General features: G+C 48.0%; 11 protein-coding genes. 6 read left to right on the forward strand and 5 right to left on the reverse strand.

What is annotated here, in order from left to right; translation table 11 throughout:
- Positions 1-64: 64 nt before the first annotated feature.
- On the forward strand, positions 65-1870 hold the full coding sequence (locus tag K7R11_RS11455) for a glycoside hydrolase family 15 protein (RefSeq protein WP_224490877.1): 1806 nt from the start codon (positions 65-67) through the stop codon (positions 1868-1870).
- Positions 1871-1946: 76 nt separating this feature from the next.
- On the opposite strand, the gene K7R11_RS11460 is transcribed toward K7R11_RS11455, so the two are convergent.
- Together K7R11_RS11460 and K7R11_RS11465 are read right to left on the reverse strand one after the other, a co-directional pair.
- A complete protein-coding gene (locus tag K7R11_RS11460; protein WP_224490878.1) occupies positions 1947-2564 on the reverse strand; it encodes a hypothetical protein in 618 nt (205 codons plus the stop codon).
- A 157-nt stretch (positions 2565-2721) separates the two neighbouring features.
- Positions 2722-4620, reverse strand: a complete 1899-nt coding sequence (locus K7R11_RS11465) for a helix-turn-helix domain-containing protein (protein ID WP_224490879.1) — start codon at positions 4618-4620, stop codon at positions 2722-2724.
- 247 nt (positions 4621-4867) lie between these two features.
- Between K7R11_RS11465 and K7R11_RS11470 the strand changes: the two genes are divergently transcribed.
- Genes K7R11_RS11470 through K7R11_RS11485 form a run of 4 tightly spaced genes read left to right on the forward strand, consistent with a single transcriptional unit; the run spans position 4868 to position 12966 of the window.
- Entirely contained in the window at positions 4868-7270 is a 2403-nt protein-coding gene (locus K7R11_RS11470; protein WP_224490880.1) for a TonB-dependent receptor, read from the forward strand.
- Between the two features lie 7 nt (positions 7271-7277).
- On the forward strand, positions 7278-11342 hold the full coding sequence (locus K7R11_RS11475) for a fibronectin type III domain-containing protein (protein WP_224490881.1): 4065 nt from the start codon (positions 7278-7280) through the stop codon (positions 11340-11342).
- A gap of 33 nt (positions 11343-11375) precedes the next feature.
- Complete coding sequence (locus K7R11_RS11480) at positions 11376-12647, forward strand: hypothetical protein (protein WP_224490882.1); 1272 nt, start codon at positions 11376-11378, stop codon at positions 12645-12647.
- Positions 12640-12966 (forward strand): hypothetical protein, encoded by a 327-nt coding sequence (locus K7R11_RS11485; protein WP_224490883.1) that lies wholly within the window; start codon positions 12640-12642, stop codon positions 12964-12966. The genes K7R11_RS11480 and K7R11_RS11485 overlap by 8 nt, the downstream gene beginning before the upstream one ends.
- A gap of 48 nt (positions 12967-13014) precedes the next feature.
- Here K7R11_RS11485 and K7R11_RS11490 read toward each other — a convergent pair whose 3' ends face one another.
- Together K7R11_RS11490 and K7R11_RS11495 are read right to left on the reverse strand one after the other, a co-directional pair.
- Positions 13015-13197, reverse strand: coding sequence for a hypothetical protein (locus tag K7R11_RS11490; protein ID WP_224490884.1), 183 nt, complete (start codon positions 13195-13197; stop codon positions 13015-13017).
- A 47-nt stretch (positions 13198-13244) separates the two neighbouring features.
- The gene (locus tag K7R11_RS11495) at positions 13245-15230 is read right to left on the reverse strand and encodes an amino acid permease (protein WP_224490885.1); all 1986 of its coding nucleotides are present in this window, start codon (positions 15228-15230) and stop codon (positions 13245-13247) included.
- 542 nt (positions 15231-15772) lie between these two features.
- Here K7R11_RS11495 and K7R11_RS11500 point away from each other — a divergent pair.
- A complete protein-coding gene (locus tag K7R11_RS11500; RefSeq protein ID WP_224490886.1) occupies positions 15773-17890 on the forward strand; it encodes a DUF5916 domain-containing protein in 2118 nt (705 codons plus the stop codon).
- On the opposite strand, the gene K7R11_RS11505 is transcribed toward K7R11_RS11500, so the two are convergent.
- A complete protein-coding gene (locus tag K7R11_RS11505; protein ID WP_224490887.1) occupies positions 17891-19291 on the reverse strand; it encodes an alpha-amylase family glycosyl hydrolase in 1401 nt (466 codons plus the stop codon).
- Positions 19292-19293: the final 2 nt, after the last annotated feature.

Genomic DNA, 19293 nt, shown 5'->3' on the forward strand with positions numbered 1-19293 from the left:
AAATCCCTATTTTTTTGGTAATTTAATGATTTAATGACGGTTATTTGAAATATAATAGGAATTAATGGACAATCTTGACTACGGAATAATAGGGAATTGCCGCAGTGCGGCACTGGTCTCGAGGGACGGATCGATTCACTGGGCATGCTTACCGGAATTTGACTCTCCTTCGGTTTTTGCAAAATTGCTGGATGATGAGATCGGGGGCAGCTTCGGGTTTAAAGTTTCAGAAAAATACAGGATCTCCCAGGAGTACATGAGAAATACCAATATTCTCATTACCCGCTTTACCAATGGGAAAGACTGTTTTGAGGTACGCGACTTTATGCCGAGGTATAAAGAAGAGATCGGCAGCCATTACACCCCGCCTGATATCGTGAGGTATATCAAGCACATAAGCGGGAAACCAAAATTCAGGGTAAAGTATGATCCCAAGCTGGAATATGCCAAAGGGACCACCTCTACCTATATAAAAGACGAATTTGTGGAGAGCCTTACAGATAAGGAAAAATACGACACGCTTTTTCTCTACACGAATTTCGACAAGACTAAGGTGGTGCAAGGAGAGGAGATCATCCTGCATTCAGACGGGTTCTTTACCATGGGATATAATGAAAAGATCTTTCCGCCCACTACAGAAAGGGCCCACCTGGAATTGTCGCGCACCATGGTATACTGGCTGAACTGGATGGAACGAACCCCCTCCTACGATAAATACAACGATTATATTTCCAGAAGTGCCCTTACCCTGAAAATGCTCAGCTATGATAAGTCAGGGGCAGTACTGGCTGCCGCCACAACCTCCCTTCCGGAAACCATCGGGGAGGTGAGAAACTGGGATTATCGCTTTTGCTGGATACGGGATGCCAGCATGGTGATCAAGGTGGTTTCGGAACTGGGACATAAGAATATCGCCCGCAGGTACCTGCAGTTCATCATAGACCTGGTTCCCGATAAGGATGAGAAATTGCAGATCATGTACGGTATCAATAAGGAAAAGATGCTTACCGAGGAAACCCTCGATCACCTGAAGGGGTACAAGAATTCGCGTCCGGTACGTATCGGTAATGCGGCCTATGAGCAGCGGCAAAATGATATCTACGGAATCCTGATGGATGTGATCTATGAACAGGTAGCAAAATTCAAGAACGACATAGAAAACAGTGAAGAACTCTGGGCGATCACCAAGGGTATCGTCTGGGTGGTGAACAGGCACTGGAAGGAACCGGATAAGGGAATCTGGGAATTTCGTACTGAAGAAAGGCATTTTACGTTTTCAAAGGTGCTTTGCTGGGTGGCGGTAGACAAGGCTCTTAAGGTAGCTGATCTGTTAGGGAAATACAGGAGAAGAGGTCGGTGGCTTCAACTGGCAGAGACCATTAAGGAGGATATCCTTAAAAATGCGTGGAATGAGGAAGCCGGAGCTTTTACGCAAAGCTATGGATCTGAAGACCTCGATGCCTCGGTATTGCTTATGGAACCCTATGGATTTATCGATGCGATGGACCCTAAATACGTAGACACCGTTCACGCCATAGAAAGAGAACTGAGTTTTGACGGATTGCTGTACAGGTACAAGAATAAGGACGATTTCGGTTTGCCCTCTTCTTCTTTTACCATATGTACTTTCTGGTTTATCAATGCCCTGAATAAGATCGGGGAGACTGACAGGGCGGTAGCGTATTTTGAGAAGTTACTCTCTTACAGCAACCACCTGGGGCTTTTTAGTGAGGATATCGATTTTAAGACCAAACGCCTTCTCGGTAATTTTCCGCAAGCGTATTCTCACCTGGCTCTTATTGAAACTGCGGTAAATCTCAACAATTCCATCTCCCACCAGGATACGGTCATGGGAAAAATGCACCGTTAATACATACTGATCACAGAAAACCGGGCCCCCATAGAGGGGTACCCGGTTTTCAAGATCTAACCAACCACGATCTGTTTTATATTCCGGAAATTATTCCGTTCAGTGAAAAGCGCGTCATGGAAGCCCCTGCCTGAAAGCCGGTGCCCAGCCTGGTGGTGAATGACCCTTCGGCACTGCTGTATTGCCCGGTACCTCCTGTAATCTCCAGCTGAAGCAGGTCGTTGTCTTCGTTTAAGACGCCGTTTCCGGGGAAGTTGGTATCGGTGACTCCCGAGTTATTAACGAACGAATTTCCCTCATTATCATTAGAAGCGTTCTCATCTTTTTCCCGCAGGAATAGCTGGTTTCCGCTGGCATCCTCTATAATGATCTCGATCCCTGAGATTCCCGCTGTTTGTGGCACCCCGCAGTAGGAGATATCTACCGAATAATTTCCAAGGACCGCACTGGAGCCTTGTCCACTGTGCTGGAAGAGAAAATTGCCTCCCCCGCACCCCTGATCCTGGGAAAGGGAGTTCAGGTTTGCTGTAAAACTCAGGTCTACCGGGGTAGGAGCATCATTTAAGGGCTCATTAAGATTACGGGGAGTAGGTGGAGTTCCGGTTAAATCGTCTACGTCGTCATTGCTGCAGGAAAGCAGCAGTCCTGCGATACACAACAGTGTGAACAGGCGGTTTAAATTAAAAGTTTTCATGATGGTGATTTTTGATTAATGAATGTTTTTTGTGATCGTGGAATTGATCCTTACGAAGATGCGAAAAGGAAGCAGGGGACAATAAGCAGCTATGTGGTAAAAGGTTGCAATCACGGGGTGTACCTATGTTGCACACTGCAATTATGTTGTATGGAAATCAGGGTTGGAGTGTGGAAGGAGGAAGTTGGAGGTCGCGAAGGATATTGCGGAAATCGGTTCTGTTTTTGTATGCACTGAAATGGTAATTGCCGGCCAGGTCCGGAGGAAGCACTCCTGTTTCGAGACCGGTTTGCAGCAGGTTCAACGCTTTATCATCTTGTGAAAGCATCGCGTAACACTCTGCCTGTTCGATGATGTTCTGACAGCGTTTTATACGCAGTTGCAACAAGCCGTTGGTACCGGCGGCGGCAAAGGCCGAATCGGCTTTCACGGGATGGAATTCCCCACTTAGCTCCCCGAAAGTCTTAAAGGATCGAAGTGCTTCCTGCTGGCGATGTTCCAGGGTATGTACCTTAAAACTCAGCCAGTGACTCCATCCGTGTTCCGGGAGGATTTCCCTGCACCTTTCACTTTCCTGAAGGGCAAGGTCCATTTGTCCGTTCTGAAAATACAACCTGGCACTATGGTACCTAACAGTATAGGAAAGGGGGTCCAGCTCTAAGGCTTTGTTCATCTGTTGCCTTGCCTTAAGGGTGTCCCCAAGGATCCATTTCAGGTTGGCGTGATACATATAACTTTGGGATAGGTTGGGGTTGATGCGGATGCTTTCTTCAAAGGTGCGGTCGGCCAGGGTCCAGTTCTTATCCATAAAACCATAAATGGCAGCCAGCAGGGTTTTTGCCTCGGCAAGCCCGGGATCACTTTCCAGGGCTTTTTCAGCCAGGGATACGGCGAGGTTCCTGGCCCGCTCGTTTTCGATCTCGTTCTCCAGTCCCATCAGGAAATAGGTTTCCGCCAGCCCGGTATAGGCCTTTCCATAGGTGGGATCCTCATTTATGGCCTCCTGAAAATAATTGAGGGCCCGCACGTATCCCGCACCGGTTCGTTTTTTGAGTTCAAAGGTTCCTAATGAATACATTTCAAAGGCCTTCAGGTTTTCGGTTTGCTGCCCCTGCAAAGAAGCTGCCTGGACGTCGGTAAGCAGCTGGTGCACTTCTGTAGCAATATTCAGGGCGATCTCGCTCTGTACGGCAAACAGGTCGGTGATGCGCCGGTCGTAATTCCTGCTCCAGATGGTCTGGTCTTTGGAAGCGTCTATTAGTTTGATGTTGATACGGGCCTGATTGTCGTAGCGCTGTACGCTGCCCTCCACGATGTACTGTACCCCAAGTTCATCGGCGATCTCACTCAGGGAATGGTCCCCCCGGTTCCTGTAAACCTCCGACGAGGTCCGGGAGATCACCCGGATGTCGCTTACTTTGGAAAGGCGATGCAAGAGGTCGTCCATCATACCGTCTGCAAAAAAACGGGTGTTTTCATTATTGCCCATATTGGAAAAAGGGAGTACGGCTATGGATGGTTGCCCGGGAAGTGCTGCTTCCTGCAAAGGGGAAAGCCTGAAAATGACCAGGCCGATAATCACCGCTGCCGCCACAGCAATCCATGTCGCAGGCCGTAACAAGAATTTAGGAACCTCCCGGTTTTTAGAAGATCCTGTGGGTTTGACCCTTATACCTTCCGAATTCGGAAGCGTCATATCGGGATTGCTGAGGTAGCTTTCCTTAAATGCCCCGGGGGTCATACCGTAATAACGATGGAAACATCGGTGGAAGTAAGAAGGGCTGTGAAACCCTACGCGGTAAGCGATCTCAGAGGTAGTGGCTTCGTCGTGCTTCAGCATCTCCAAAGCTTCAGTTAACCGAACTCTTCTTATGAAAACACTGGCCGAATGGCCCAACAGCGATTTTACCTTCCGGTGTAATTGTGAACGGCTGTACCCTGCAGCCCCGGCGAGTTCATTAACTCCGAAGTCTTCTTCTTCAAGATGTGCTTTAACCAGCTGTTCCAGCCTGTGAAGAAACTGTTCGTCTTTGCTTTCCCTGATGGGCGTACCCATGTAGCGGAGGGTTTGATTGGTTTTGATTGATATTTTAAAGCTACTAAATATTACAGTTTAAAACTGTTAAGGAGTTCTTATTGTTACTCCTACAGGTCTGATTGTTTATCCGGGGGTTATTTGCTGATTATGACATGATATTATGTTAATCACCCGATAATCAGCAAAATAAATAAGGGTTTTACAATAATAATATAGAATATTTTCTATATTTAAGGTAATTCTCCATACCCCGGGGAATTCCCATATGAAGCGAATACTGATTCTAAATGTGGTTCTTCTGAGCTTTCATCAGGGTATATCCGGGCAGCATTTCCGGCTCGAGGATTTTGGTAAGGATCGCTGGCTGCGCTACCAGGGTAGGGTAAGTGCTATGGGGCTGTGGTACGACGGGGGAGCACCCCGTGATCCCTTTTCATATATGATCACCGGAAGTCTTAATTTTACTTTTGCAGGTATTTACCACCTTCCTCTGGCCTTTGCGTATAGCGATCAGGAATTCCGGATGCCCTCTCCCGTTAAGCTTAACCGTTTCAGTTTACATCCTTCCTATAAGGGCCTGAGGCTCCATCTTGGCGATGCGGCTATGAGCTTTACCCCCTATACCCTCAACGGACATCAGTTTACGGGGGCAGGGCTGGAGTGGCAAACAGAAAAGCACTGGAGTATTGCCTTAATGTACGGAAGGTTGCTTAAGTCAAAGGCCTATAATGCGGAGGAGCCCTCCGGGGTACCTGTCCTCAAGCGAAAAGGGTATGGTTTGCAGCTGGGCTATGACCGGGGAACCTGGCAGCTCAAAGGAAATGTCTTTTCAGCAGCCGATCTGTTGCCCAAAGGGATTTCCGGCGATCTGCTTAATTACCCCTTTCCCGAACACAACCTTGTGATCGGGTTACAGGGCCGATTCCCGACACCTGGCAAGGGAACACTCATGTTTGATCTGGCAAACTCTCAGATAACCGTGAAGTCCGATGAGCTCAAGAAGTATGGTATATCCCAGGAAAATGACAGTCTCTCTTTAGCAGCTCCTTCCGGTTTTAAGGCTATGAAGTTCAACCTGGCTTATCCTGCATTTCATGGGAATCTCTCCTTGATTTATGAGCGCATTGACCCCGGATACCGGACGTTCGGGGCCTACTATTTCAATGCCGACCTGGAAAATATCAGTGCCTCTGTGACACAATCCCTTTTTAGCGGGAAGGTGCATCTCAGCCTACGGTCGGGAATACAAAGGGATAACCTGGATAAGGCAAAGAAACAGGAGTTACAACGTCATGTGCATGCCGTTTCCCTTCAGGTTAATGCGGGCAAGCGTCTTTCCATGCAGGGGGCGTATTCTAATTTCAGGAGTTTCACCAATTCCAGGAATCAATTTGATAAGATCAACCAGGTAAATGAACTTGAAATGCCGGACACCCTGAATTACCGTCAACTTTCGGCTCAGGCTTCGCTTTCAATGAACTACAGGTTGGAAGGTGATGAGGGGAATACCAGGTCTGTTTCCTTTTACTCGGGCTACCAGGAGAACCGAAATGAAGGCGGTACCGGAGCAATACCCGAAGACAGGAATCAATTCCTTCAGGGAAACCTCTCCTATCATTCCCGGCTGGCATCTTCCGGATGGAGTTATACAGTAAACTGTAATAGCGCTTTGAATCTGAGCTCACAGGACACCTATTTTATATGGGGCCCGGGCCTGGACCTGGGGAAACATTTCTTTTCTGAAAAACTCCGTACCGCGGTTTCATTTTCCTATAACAGCAGCAAAAGCAGGTCTGAAACAAATACCAGGGTCTTTAATACCCGTATCAATGGCACCTACCAGATACATCCTGATCATGCCTTCAGAATTTCAGGGCTTTTTCAACACCGCGATCCGGGGGCGATGAGGTCTCATGACCTGACCCTGCAAATATATTACCAGTACACCTTTGACAACCTGAGGATTCATCTGGATCCTAAATCCGGGGTACGGGACCAAACCCCGGTAAGGGTGAGTTTCAGGTATCGCAATGTATCCTATTCGGGTACCCTGCCGGAGGTGAACCGGCAGATCGCCCTGGTAAGCCAAATGCCACAGTTTAAAAAACTGCCTCCTACGGTTCAGCACGATCTGGAGGTATTGCGCCAACGGTACCTGGAGCAGGAGAAAAGAGCGGGGTATAAAATACACGCCCTGAATTACCTGAAGGTACTCTATGACTATGGCGATATACTGATGGATTACTACACCTATGCCGATAAGACCATCAGAAAGATCATCCACGATATGAAAAGGACCGATCGTGAACTGGAACGCCGTTATGTGACCAGCTATCACGCCTTTCATGACCGGGAAGAAGAAAGGGAATGGGTACACGATCCGAAAGCGGTTCTTGAAGAATGCACCCGAAGGCTCAAAGCACACCGTTGGCTGGAGCGGGAATTCAATACCTACACAGGTATTGGGTTGGATCGAAAGAACCCACCCATGATTCGCACGTATATGGATGCCCATCTTGGGCGGTATTTTAAAACCATCAGTAAGAACACTTCCCCCGAAAACATCATGGAAGTCATGGAAACCAGCCTGATCGATCACTTCTACCGGTGGTCTCTGAAATACACCCCTGACCAAAAAGTTGAATTGCGTTATCCCCCGGAAAATTAAGTGGCTTATGAAAAAAGTATGTTTTTTAATTTTATTCATCCTGTTGGCGGTTGCAGTCCGTGCCCAGGTATTTCCCGTCACAGCAGACCTCAGGGTACAACCGGTTCATCTGCAAAGACTGAGCGACCTCGGAGGATTTGGATCTTCGCCTTATCCTGTTCAGGTTCATCTGTTACTCAACGACCTCAGTATAGACCAAAGAAGCGTTACTTTAAGCTATTCTCTGAGGGGGGAGGGCATTTTTGTGGAAACCAGGCCACAATTGACTACCAGGTCGCTGACCCTGGAAAGTGGTATCCTTTTTACGGTTCCAGAGGCCTTGATATCCTCCGGATTTACCCCGGGGAATCTATCGGGAAATAACCAGGTGGGATATACCGACCTGCTTCCGGAAGGGACTTATGAGATCTGTGTGGAAGTTATTGATGTTTTGAGTCAGCGCAAGCTCTCCAACACGGTATGCAAACAGGTCTACCTAACCCGCAATGAACCTCCCTTGCTGATCTTTCCGGAAAAGGGGGCTGCCATCACTTCCGTTTTACCGCAATCCCTGATGTTTCAATGGGCTCCCAGGCATAGCAATGGGGGGATGTTTTCCTATCATTTTTCCCTGGTTGAGGTTTGGGATGTTCACCAGGATCCCCAGGCAGCATTTATGGCATCGCCCCCCATATTTGAAACTACCACAACGCATACCCAGTTGCGATATGACCATCAGGCCACTCCACTTATCCCGAACCGGAGGTATGCCTGGCAGGTACGTGTGCTGCCCGATAATGATAATTTTACGGGAGGTAGTTATACCAATAACGGGCGCAGCGAGATCTTTTGGTTTGATTATGTGGAAACCTGTAAAATGCCACTTGCGATCTCCCATGAGGTGAAGGGAAAAAACCAGGCAAATATTTCATGGTCGGATGCTTCCTTTGATCTGGCGTACTACGTTATACGCTACCGGAAAAGCGGGGAGGATAACCAATGGTTTTACAGCAGGACCACCCTTAATCAGCTTACCCTGTGGGGGCTTGAGGCAGCAACGGAATACGAATACCAGGTCTTAAAGCAATGTGAATTACAGGAATCCGCATACAGCGCTTCCGGGTTTCTTACTACCGGGAGTTCGAACCAGTTAAGCGACCTGTATGACTGTGGTATTGCACCGGAGATGAACGTAAAGGCACAGTTTCCCCTGCCCAGGCTGGCCGTTGGGGAGCAGTTCAGGGCCGGTGATTTTCTGATCACCGTAACCGAGGTAAAGGGTGCAGACGGCAGGTTCTCCGGTAAGGGGGTGGTGGGTATTCCTTACCTGGCCAACATCAGGGTAGGGGTGCGTTTCACGAATGTTTACATCAACAGGGACCGGCAACTCGCTTCCGGGGAGGTCAGGACGGAGTACGACAGGAACTGGAGAAACATGCTGGATATCGATCAGGCGGCCGATGTGGCGGAAGACATTGCTGATGCGATTTTCGGGGATGATGATCACCTGTTAGCCCCCCTGGATTTTGAGATCACCGCGGAGGCCATCAGTGTTGAGGATGGCAGGATTCTCATAACGGCTCCGGATGGCAGTATCACCGAGATAGATCATGACCAGGGAGATACGGTACTCATTACCGATGCATCTGGAGATCAGTGGCAGGTGGATGCCAACGGGGAGGTCCTGCAGGTGGGAGAGGGAGCACCGGGAGGTCCGGTGACTGCTGTTAATACGGAGGGGGTGATCTACAACTCTCAGGGGCAAGCAGAGGTAACAACCCTTGCCCCGGAGGGGATAAATGCCAGGTTTTATCTCGGGCCTGAAAGCCGGTACGCCATGGATGAGGTCAACCGGGAGTGGAAAAAGGCCGTATACCCCGGGATTTCTGATACCCGGGGAGAAGACTATTTCCCGGTACACAAGGCGGTGATCTCAGGCAGGGAAGAGGTTTTTTACGCAGCATTGGAGGTTAAGCGGTCTTCGTTTCATGCAGACAGCCTGGTGGTTAAGACCATGGAAGGGCGAAAGATCGCTTTTTCCTTTTTAGAAGACGGACAGATCCTGACCATCCGGCTCCGGGGATTGGCCGATACCCTGGAAGAACAGGTTTTGCTATGCTATCCGATGAAAGAGGAGGAAAAATATGAGGTTATCGGGATGTTCTACCTCCACCATTTGCAGGCCCACCGGGAAATAGGCTTAAGTGTCACCGGAGCAGGCCATGGGGCCGTACCGGAGCACCTGGAATCCATGCTGAAGTCGGTTTACGGCCCAATCGGGATCGACTTCAGGCTGCATGATTCGGGGACTTTTGTGCCGGATCCCGCCTTGTGGGATAGCCAGGAACGCAATGGACTTTTGGATTATCCCGGGAGTGGCCTGCTGGCCGATTATCCCCCTGAATTCCGTGATTTTCAGCGGCATTTTATGGTGTCCGGACTTTTTTCAGAGCCTGAAGACTACCACCTCTTTTTCCTCCAGGGAGCCATCTCCACTACAGCAGGTATTGCCGGGTTCATGCCTCCGGGCCGGCAGTGGGGGTATGTATTCGCCCGGGGAGACTCCGAACATAAGCCGGATGCGGCAACCATAGCCCTCCATGAGATCGGACACGGGATCTTTGGCCTGCAACACCCCGAAGACCCGGGAGCCACCGGATTGCTCATGAACCAGGGGCCAGGGGTGGAACTCACCTACCGCGATTGGAAGGTGATCAATGACAATGGCTTAACCCTGCATTGGTTTGACCGGGACGATACCAGGGAAATAGGAGGGAAGACCTGGTTCACTCCCGACTGGAAACCCTTCCGGATTCCGGAAACCAGGGTCATCAGCAGCGACCGGGTAGAAGGGGTGGTTGAAGGTGCCGTTCCCGGGTTTAAAGTGAACGGAACCTATTACCATGCCCGAATGGGCGGATCGGGTTTCGAGGGGTATTTCGACGGGTCTGGAGCAGCGTATCCGGTAACAACGGTAAGGGATATTGAAGATGATGCTGAGGTCTACCTTTTTCAGTATAGCGGAGGATGTGGCTATAACAGGTATTTCAAGGCACCGTATTACCGGGTGAAAACCGGCCTGGAAGGAATGGAGCTTGACTCGGACCCGGGGATTGAATTCGTTGCCCGTATTCCCTGTGATGGAGCGGTGCAGGCAGAGAACCTGTTTTTAAAAGCCGTTTGTGAGGCTTCAGAAGACCTGGAACCGACTCCTGAAGAGATCGAACAGCTAAAGCATCTGCTCCAGGCGGCCCATCGGCGTAGAGCAACCCTGGGAGAACGGACAGGAATGCCCAAAGGAGAATTTTACCACCTGATCAATTTTGAGGAAGAAACCCTGGGAGAACAGGAACAGGTGCTGGAAGACAAGTTATTCCTGCTTACATCGCTTACCGGTATAAACTTCTATGTGATGGCCCACCCCAGGGATGGCCCGGAAAGGATGGCTGATGTGAAGCAGTTGGCCCGCCTCCTGATGGAAGGTGTGCCGGAACTGCAACAGGGAAGATCGGTACTCATCCTGGCGGCTTATAATACATTAAGTACCCCTGGCGGTGAGGTATCCTGTGTTTACAGTGGCATGTCGCTTTCCAGATCTGACCTGATCCCTGCGCAAAGCCTGGAATCAACAAATTTCAAGAGCCTCTCCGACCTGGTGATATCCACATTTTCGGCTTTAGAGAAACCCTTTGGTATCAGCCGGTTCTACATCAGGGGCAATAAGGAGATCCTGAAGACCGAATCTAGGAATGCGCAGGGACAATTTGTTCGCGGATTACCCTTCATCTATAAAGCCGAGTTTTATGAAAGTCCTTACCTGCAAAGGGTAGAGGAATTGCAGCAGTCTATAGGGGCATTAAGGGAGATGGAGGCGGAATATGCCGCCAGTGAGGTGGCTGCGGAGCGGTATATGAAACTGCGGGAAGAGAGCGTTTCGGAGCTCAACCATACCATTAATACCGCGCTTCAAGAAGAGCACCGGGCCTTGCAGGAGAATAACAGGGAATTTTGGGAGTTCAGGAATTCGGGCCTTGGGAACCTGAGGGAAGGACTGCTGGCAGATAAGGAGAAATTACACGCCTGGTTTGGGTAAGGGAAAGAGGGAGAATACTTCGAACGATGGAAGATGCTGTTCGGTACATCGCCCCTTGGCGAAGCCGACTTTTACGATTTTGATCCCTATATCCTGACCGACGATGTGGTGTATACCTCCCTGGATGTGCTGGCCCTGGTGCCTGACCCGAGATGGGAGGCGGCAATGGAATTTACCGGCCTGGTGTATGCCACTCTGCGCAATGATATGGATGCCGCGGTAATGTATAACGCGGCTCTAGCCATTCCCTTTTCTTCTGCCAGGATCTTCCGGGAAAGTCTTCCTGATGGCTTTGCCACAGTGGCCCGGCTGGAAGGTGAAGACCTCTTGTTTTCGACCAAGCCCGTGGATCAGATCGAATCCGGGGAACTGCAGCTCACCCCGGTACTTACCGGGAATGAAAAAGTGGCCCGGCGCATTGAGGAGGTGGGGTATTCCCATTTCCGCGATACCGAGGCCATTAAGCGCCTGTTAAATCAGCCGCTCATCAAAAGACAATGGAACAATCTTTTGGAGGTACCCTGGGAAAGCCTTCCGGATTGTTACCGCTGCGAGAGGGATGCCCTGGAGTTTTGGGAAGATGTAACGGAGGAGGCCGTGCATTACCGCTCAGGAGATTATTATATAAAACACCTGGAAGCTACCGGGGAGATCCTGGTAGGGGACGTCAGAAAAAAAGAGGTGGTGGCTTTTTTCAGGGGTGTGGAAAACACCGGGGTGCTGGAACAACATTCTTATGCGGATATTCTAAGAACGGTAAAGCGGTATTTCGGGATCTCAGAAATGCCTTCAGGGGTCACCTTTAATTTTTCGAACGGACTCTCGCTTGCGTCTTCCCCCGAAAAATGCACTACGGTAATTGGGAACTATGCCACAAACGGTCGGGGAAGCGGGGGAGATATGAAAGGCTTTATTCAGGAAATTCTCTTAAATTTAAAACACCAGGATTTCGAAGGCCGGAAGAACGGGTTTAATGTGCTGAATGTGAGTGATGCAGCATTTATGGATGCCCGCGATTTCTGGGAAGACATCAATAAACCCTGGCTGCTGCGCGCTATTGAAAGGGGAGATGCCATCTATGCCGGGACGGACCCTATGGATTTGAGTAAGGTATTTAGAATTTTAGATGAGTTTAATTCTCCAGTCATAAGAACTGCAGCAGAATTAGAGAAAAATTTAAAATCAATAATGATTAATTCTAATGAATATGAAAACCTAACGGGCTTAGGGAAAGAATTAAAGCTGTTATTTGAAAATGGTTATTCTTTAGAATTAGAAAAATACATCTTTATTAAAAATGATTAAAAAGAATGGATATTATTATTCAATGCCTTTGGAGTTTGAAGAAGAGCATGCTGGTGTTGTTATTAAAAAGAAATATTTTCGATTCTTCGTTTTTGATGAAAACGGACATATTTATTCAAATATAATTTGGGAGAATAATAAATTAATAAAAGAAGATATTCTATACAAATTGGGAAATAGTAATGTTGTTTACCAGTTAAACAATAATGTTGTTGAAATTATTTCAGAATTTAGTGAAAGAAAAGAATTGAATATTGTTACTCCGGATTATTTCTATGATTGTGATTTAATCGAATACCATTTCCACCCCTGGGAGTAGCGTCTGCTTAGGCGGCGGGTGAAATGACGTTCTAAAAAGGAAAACCGATCATTCGATCAGTTTTTGGGTAAAGGAGTTTACAAACAGGATACTTCCCAGGTCGCCGTATCCCTCAAAGGCATTCACCCCCAAATGGCGGAGGCTGTCTTCGTGGAATCCAATGATGGTTAAACCGGCATTGGCAGAGTTGGAATTGATTATGGATTTATAGGATTTCCCTTCCTCCTCCACCAGGATTTTAATATTCTGCCAGGTGATGGGCAGTCGGCCCTTCTGGATCAGGTCTTCATTTGCCTTTTTACCTCTCCAATTTCATCCTGTTTACAGATATCGAAGATTCGGATGTCCGAGTTTTTCCAGTCCGGGTGCCCAAGGAGGATAAAACTTAAAATGATCATGAGGTTCGCATTGGCGGCATCGGTGGTTTTGATCCAAATGTGGATCCCGTTTTTGTAAATAACGGGTTTGCGACTCGAGGCGAGAATACAAACATCAAAATTCCCCGAATTGATCAGCTTAAAGTTATCAATGATATCATTTAATTCTGCAGGGTTTTCCTTGTCGTATTCCAGTATCAGCATATTATTTTCCATTCCCGAAATACTGGGTATCTGAATAGCGTGGGCTATGGCAGAGGTGTAGGATGGAGAAATGATGGTGTCTATATACACATGGCCTTCATCTCCGTAATTATGAATCAAACGCCTTAATTCCTCGTGGGATCTCTCAAACGTATTCTTGGAGCAGTATTCCTCTATCCTGTGCAAATAGGTGCCGAAGCCGTATTTATAGGAGATCCAGTTGGTTAATTTAAATGCGTTATCGCGCTGAAAGGAGTTTTTAGATAAACAGATCACACTCGGCCGCCAGTCGGTGGTCGATCTTACCACCTTTCTTTTCTGGAGGTAGAGCTGAAGGTTTCTGTTGATCTGAAAGATGGTATTGGTAAAAATAGAGGAGATGCCCTTTCTGCTTCTGTGGATGTGATTTATGTACAGGTACAGGAGGATCATTACGGCAAAAGCCAGAAGGCTGTATGCCGGACTTATCTTGAACATCACCCACACCGAGGTTATTGCCCCTGCCAGGGAAATATACCATTTCGATTTAAAGGAGGGGCGGTAGGATGGGGACGAGCCAAAGTGATTGAGGAAGGAGATCAGGCAGAGGGAACCATAAGTGATCATGAAGAACATCGAAATGATCTGGGCCACGATATCCACATTTCCCAGGGCTACAAAAACCAGTGCGATCATACAGGTTACCAGGGAGGCATTCACCGGTTCGGCGTCCTTTTTCCGGGATTGACTCAGCCAGTGGTTAAAACTTTTAAAGGGTAAGGACTTATCGTTTGCCAGGGCCTGGAGGGTGCGGGGTGCCACCATCACCGACCCCAGGGCAGAGGAAATGGTGGATGCGGCGAGCCCCAGGGGGATAAACAACCACCCCCACAGGGCGATATCGCTCATCACAAACTGGTTCCCGGCTAATACTTCCGGGGCTGCGGAATTGGCAAGTTTTAAGGAAATAAAAAAGTAAATGATCATTCCCAGGATCGTGGCTGTTACCGTACCAAAAGGAATGGACCTTGCCGGATTGATCAGGTCGCCAGACAGTCCAACCCCGGCGGTCATTCCGGTAAAGGCCGGGAAAATAATGGCAAAAACCAGGTAGAACTGCTCCGGGTTTCTGAATTCTGCATTGGCAAGGTTAAATCCCACCTCATTGCTGCTTTCGGGGCTTCCCAGGAAAAAAAGTACGATGGAGGTGGCCAGTATGGCTACTACAAAATAAATGGCCTTTACCCCCAGGTTAGCACCCTTTCGGAGAATCAATACAGATAAAAGAAGCATCATTGGAATGCTTATCACCTGCCTTGGTAGTGTAAAATGATACGCTTGCAGGATGTAGTCGAAAAGGAACTGAAAGGTTTCGGTAAAGGCGATCACATAAAAGGCCACGCTTATGGCCTGCGACAGATACAGGGCGATCCCGATGGTGGCTCCGATGTTCAAACCAAAGGATCTGGAAATGATAAAATACTCACCACCACCTTCAACCCTTTTATTGGTGGCGAGTTCCGAAATGGCCAGGGAGGTTGGAATGGTCACCAAATGACCCAAAATCAATATGAAGATCACTCCGATAAAACCTACCGTACCCACTGCAAATCCAAAACGCAGAAAGAGGATGGCTCCCAAAATGGTAGACATTGCCGTGAAAAATACCGGTGCTGTACCAAATTTTTTAACCGTCTGACCCATAATATTTTTTTGCCTGATGCTATTACCCGATTCCGGATGCTTAATTATCCAGAGTGCTGCTGCTGTTCATTTCATTACGGCGAGGAGAAAAGGTTTTCTTTTCACCCGAATTGTAATCTGCTCTTTATAAGAGTGTTGCTTTTGCAATTTACTACAATGTAGCTAAAAACCGACAATTAACATGGATTAGTTAAGGATAACCTAAGGGACTCTTAAAGATAAAGAAAGCCCGGGCGATTACAGGTGTTTTTTGGAGAAGGCCTTCCTTCTTGTATTGGCCCCATGATTTGTTTTCTGAGAAAAATCCTCTTTTCGTTTCTCATTCAAAGCATATTTGAGAGCGCCTATCGGGGATTCCAACACAGGAAGGAAAGGACGGATCAGAACTTTTAGCATTTCTTTAACGACATAATCCGTTAACTTTGAGCGACCCTGAAACCACCTTAATTACTTGTAACTGATCAATGAAGCATTTCTACTCCCTATTCCTGTTCCTTTTTGTGTTTGGTGTAAACGCCCAGCAAGGCGCTAAATCTTTTACTGTGAAATATACCCAGGCTGCCTTTAAGATCGATGGTATTCTGGATGAAAAGGAATGGGAATCGGCCGACAGCGCTCATGATTTTATGCAGTACTTCCCAACCGATAGTGTTTTGGCAAAGCGGCAGACCGATATTAAAATGCTTTTCGATGATACAACCCTTTACCTGGGGCTTACCATGCAGACCCCGGGCGATAATTATATAATTCCGTCCCTGCAGCGTGATTTCCGGGCCGGAGGGAATGATAATATCAGTCTGATCTTCGATACTTTTAATGACGGTACCAATGCCTTTCTCTTTGGGATCAATCCCCTGGGAGTACGACGGGAGGCCCTGATCTCCAATGGGGGTTCGGACCTGAACGGTTTCACCACCACATGGGATATCAAATGGCAGGGAGAAACCCGCGTGTATAAAAACTATTATACGGCCGAGATCGCCATTCCGTTGAGTTCCCTGAAATTTAAAAATGGAGAGACCACCTGGCGTTTTAATAGCTATCGTTTCGATATGCAGGAAAATGAGCAGAGTACGTGGTACCGAATTCCACAGAATCAGCTCATTTTTAACCTGGCCTTTATGGGGGACATGCATTTTGAAAAGCCGCTGAAGCGTTCCAGAACTCCGATCGCCCTGATCCCCTATGTAAATACCCGTTTTAGTAAGGATTATGAAACGAATTCGAGTTTTGAGGATTTTAAATTCGGGGGAGATGCCAAGATCGCCGTGGGCGGGGGGATGAACCTGGACCTGACCATAAATCCGGACTTTTCCAATGTTGAGGTCGATAATGTGGTTGTTAACCTGTCGCGATTTGAGGTGTCACTTCCGGAGCGCCGGCAGTTCTTTATCGACAACAGCGACCTGTTTGGTACCTTTGGAGATGAAAGGGATATGAACCCGTTCTTCTCACGCCGTATCGGGATTGCAACCAATGCTGATGGAGAAACCATTGAGAATCCGATCGTTGCCGGGGTGCGTCTTAGCGGGAAGATCAATGAAGACTGGCGAATGGGGGTCATGAACGTGCTTACGGAAGACGATGTGGAGAATGAGATCGCTTCCAATAACAATACGGTTATTGCCCTGCAAAAGAAAATGTTTTCACGGTCCAACCTGAGTTTCCTTTTTGTAAACCGGCAGACCTTCGAAGAGTATGATTTCCTGCAACCTGAAGAGCGCTACAATCGTGTGGTGGGGCTGGATTACAACCTGGCTTCTGCCGATAACAGCTGGGTGGGGAAATTCTTTGCCCATAAATCCTTTGCCACCGATATTGGTGATGAGAGCTACTCGGCCGGGGTAAACCTCCGGCATAACTCCACGAACTTTGCCTATGGTTTAAGGGGAAATTATGTAGGAGACGACTTTCGTTCGGATCTCGGATTCATCCGTCGAACCGATATCGTTTCGGCCCGGCCTTTTGCGGAATACACCATTTGGAAACGCGGGGAAAAGGTGAATAATTACAAGTTCAGGGTAAATCCCAATGTGATCTGGAGACCGGGGCTGGATTTCCAGAATACCGATTACGCCATTTTCAGTACCTGGGATGTGGAATTTACCAACCAGTCCAGCTTTTCAGCGCGGCTTGCCAATCGATATACCTTTCTTACCGAACCCTTTGACCCCACCGGAACAGACGGGGCCGAGGAATTACCAGGGGATGTGGGGTATTATTACAATAACCTGGGAGTGGAATACCGCTCAGACCGGCGTAAAATATTTTCTTATAACATCGAACCCAGCTATGGGAGTTTCTACAATGGAGATCAGCTGAGCCTGAGAGGGGGACTAAACCTTCGTTTACAACCCAGGATGTTCTTTTCGGTGGATGTTAACTACAACCATATCGAGCTGCCTGATCCCTATCCGGATGCAGACATCTGGCTTATCGTACCCCGGGTGAATGTGACCTTTAGCAAATCGGTATTCTGGTCGACCCTTTTTCAGTACAGCAACCAGCTGGACAACCTGGGGATCAATTCCCGTTTGCAATGGCGTTTTGCGCCCCTGTCAGATCTTTTCCTGGTGTATAACGACAATTATTTCGTAAATACCATAATGCCCAAAAACCGTTCGATCAACCTCAAGGTGAGCTATTGGCTGAATATCTGATCATTCCGCCACAAACACCCTGTAGCCCCAGGCGGAAAGGTTTAAGACAGTGGTTTCATCAAAACGAACTGCTTCCCCGTTGAAATAGTCTGTATAGGTGCCGTGGTATAGTGGTTCCCGGAAGGTTACCTCTCTTGAAGTTCCTGAAAAATTGAAAACGGCGAATACTTTGTCTTTCTCATTTTGGCGTACAAAACTCAGCACTTCTTTCTCTGAAGAGTTGGGTCCCCTGATCATGGTACCTCCCCATTTGCCATGCCAAAGGGCAGGGTTCTTTTTCATGAGGGCGAACAGGTCTTTATACAATAGCCCGATCCGGTGTTCCTGCCATTTAACAGGGTCGCGTTCAAAGAACTTGAGCCGTTTGGAATTTCCCGCTTCCTGTCCGTTATAGATCAGGGGCATCCCATCTCCCACGACCGATAGCACAATAGCTGCTTCGAGACCATCACCAAATTGTTCCCACATGGTACCCTCCCACGCATTTTTATCGTGGTTGCTTACGAAGGTCATGCGATATGCATTTTCGGGAAATGCACTTTCGTTCCATGAATAGTAAATAAAGAGGCTGTTCACATCGGCCTGTCCCATGCAGATCTTATGCACAGTTTCATTCCAGCTCCAGGCATAGGTCATATCAAAGGCCTGGGCATGCAGGTCACGGGATTCCCATTCGGCAAGCATGAAAACCGGCTTGACAGCATCCAGTTCCTTCCTCAGTCCATTCCAGAAATCTACCGGGACAAATCCGGCGACATCACATCGGTAACCGTCAATATCGACTTCCTGTACCCAGTATTTCATGGCTTCTGTCATGTATTCCCTAACCCCGGGTTCACTGAAATCGAGGTCGATGATATCCGACCAGTCCCACCAGGGGGTAGGCATGAAATCGCCTTTGTAATCCCGTTCGTACCATTCGGGATGTTCTTTTACCAGGATATTGTCCCAGGCGGTATGGTTGGCTACCCAATCGAGGATCACATACATGCCAAGATCGTGGGCAGCTTTTACAAAACTCCTGAGATCTTCCAGGGTTCCGAATTCAGGGTTAACGCTGTAATAATCTTTAACCGAATAGGGACTGCCCAGCGATCCTTTCCTGTTTTTCACTCCGATCTCATGAATGGGCATCAGCCATATAATATCGACCCCTAATTCCTTTAGCCTCGGTAATTGGCCGGCTGCAGCATTAAAAGTACCCTCCTCAGAGAACTGACGGGTGTTGAGCTGATAGATGGCCGCATTCCTGCTCCATTCAGGGTGTTTGATCTTTACATAAGGCTTCGGTGCGTATTTATTTTGGTTCATATTTTTCTGCGGTGCGTTTCCGGGTTCTTGCTGTCGGCATCCGGTAAGGATAATCGTGAGTACCAGGAATAGTAAAGGGATTGGTCTCATAT

It is taken from the genome of Robertkochia flava, from assembly GCF_020166515.1.
In the GTDB taxonomy this organism is placed as follows: Bacteria; Bacteroidota; Bacteroidia; order Flavobacteriales; family Flavobacteriaceae; genus Robertkochia; species Robertkochia flava.

Bases quoted from the DNA above. Each gene is read 5' to 3' on its own strand.
- K7R11_RS11465 (WP_224490879.1), bottom strand. From the start codon at position 4,620: ATGGGTACGCCCATCAGGGAAAGCAAAGACGAACAGTTTCTTCACAGG.
- K7R11_RS11495 (WP_224490885.1), bottom strand. From the start codon at position 15,230: ATGGGTCAGACGGTTAAAAAATTTGGTACAGCACCGGTATTTTTCACG.
- K7R11_RS11455 (WP_224490877.1), top strand. From the start codon at position 65: ATGGACAATCTTGACTACGGAATAATAGGGAATTGCCGCAGTGCGGCA.
- K7R11_RS11485 (WP_224490883.1), top strand. From the start codon at position 12,640: ATGATTAAAAAGAATGGATATTATTATTCAATGCCTTTGGAGTTTGAA.
- K7R11_RS11470 (WP_224490880.1), top strand. From the start codon at position 4,868: ATGAAGCGAATACTGATTCTAAATGTGGTTCTTCTGAGCTTTCATCAG.
- K7R11_RS11505 (WP_224490887.1), bottom strand. From the start codon at position 19,291: ATGAGACCAATCCCTTTACTATTCCTGGTACTCACGATTATCCTTACC.
- K7R11_RS11480 (WP_224490882.1), top strand. From the start codon at position 11,376: ATGCTGTTCGGTACATCGCCCCTTGGCGAAGCCGACTTTTACGATTTT.
- K7R11_RS11460 (WP_224490878.1), bottom strand. From the start codon at position 2,564: ATGAAAACTTTTAATTTAAACCGCCTGTTCACACTGTTGTGTATCGCA.
- K7R11_RS11475 (WP_224490881.1), top strand. From the start codon at position 7,278: ATGAAAAAAGTATGTTTTTTAATTTTATTCATCCTGTTGGCGGTTGCA.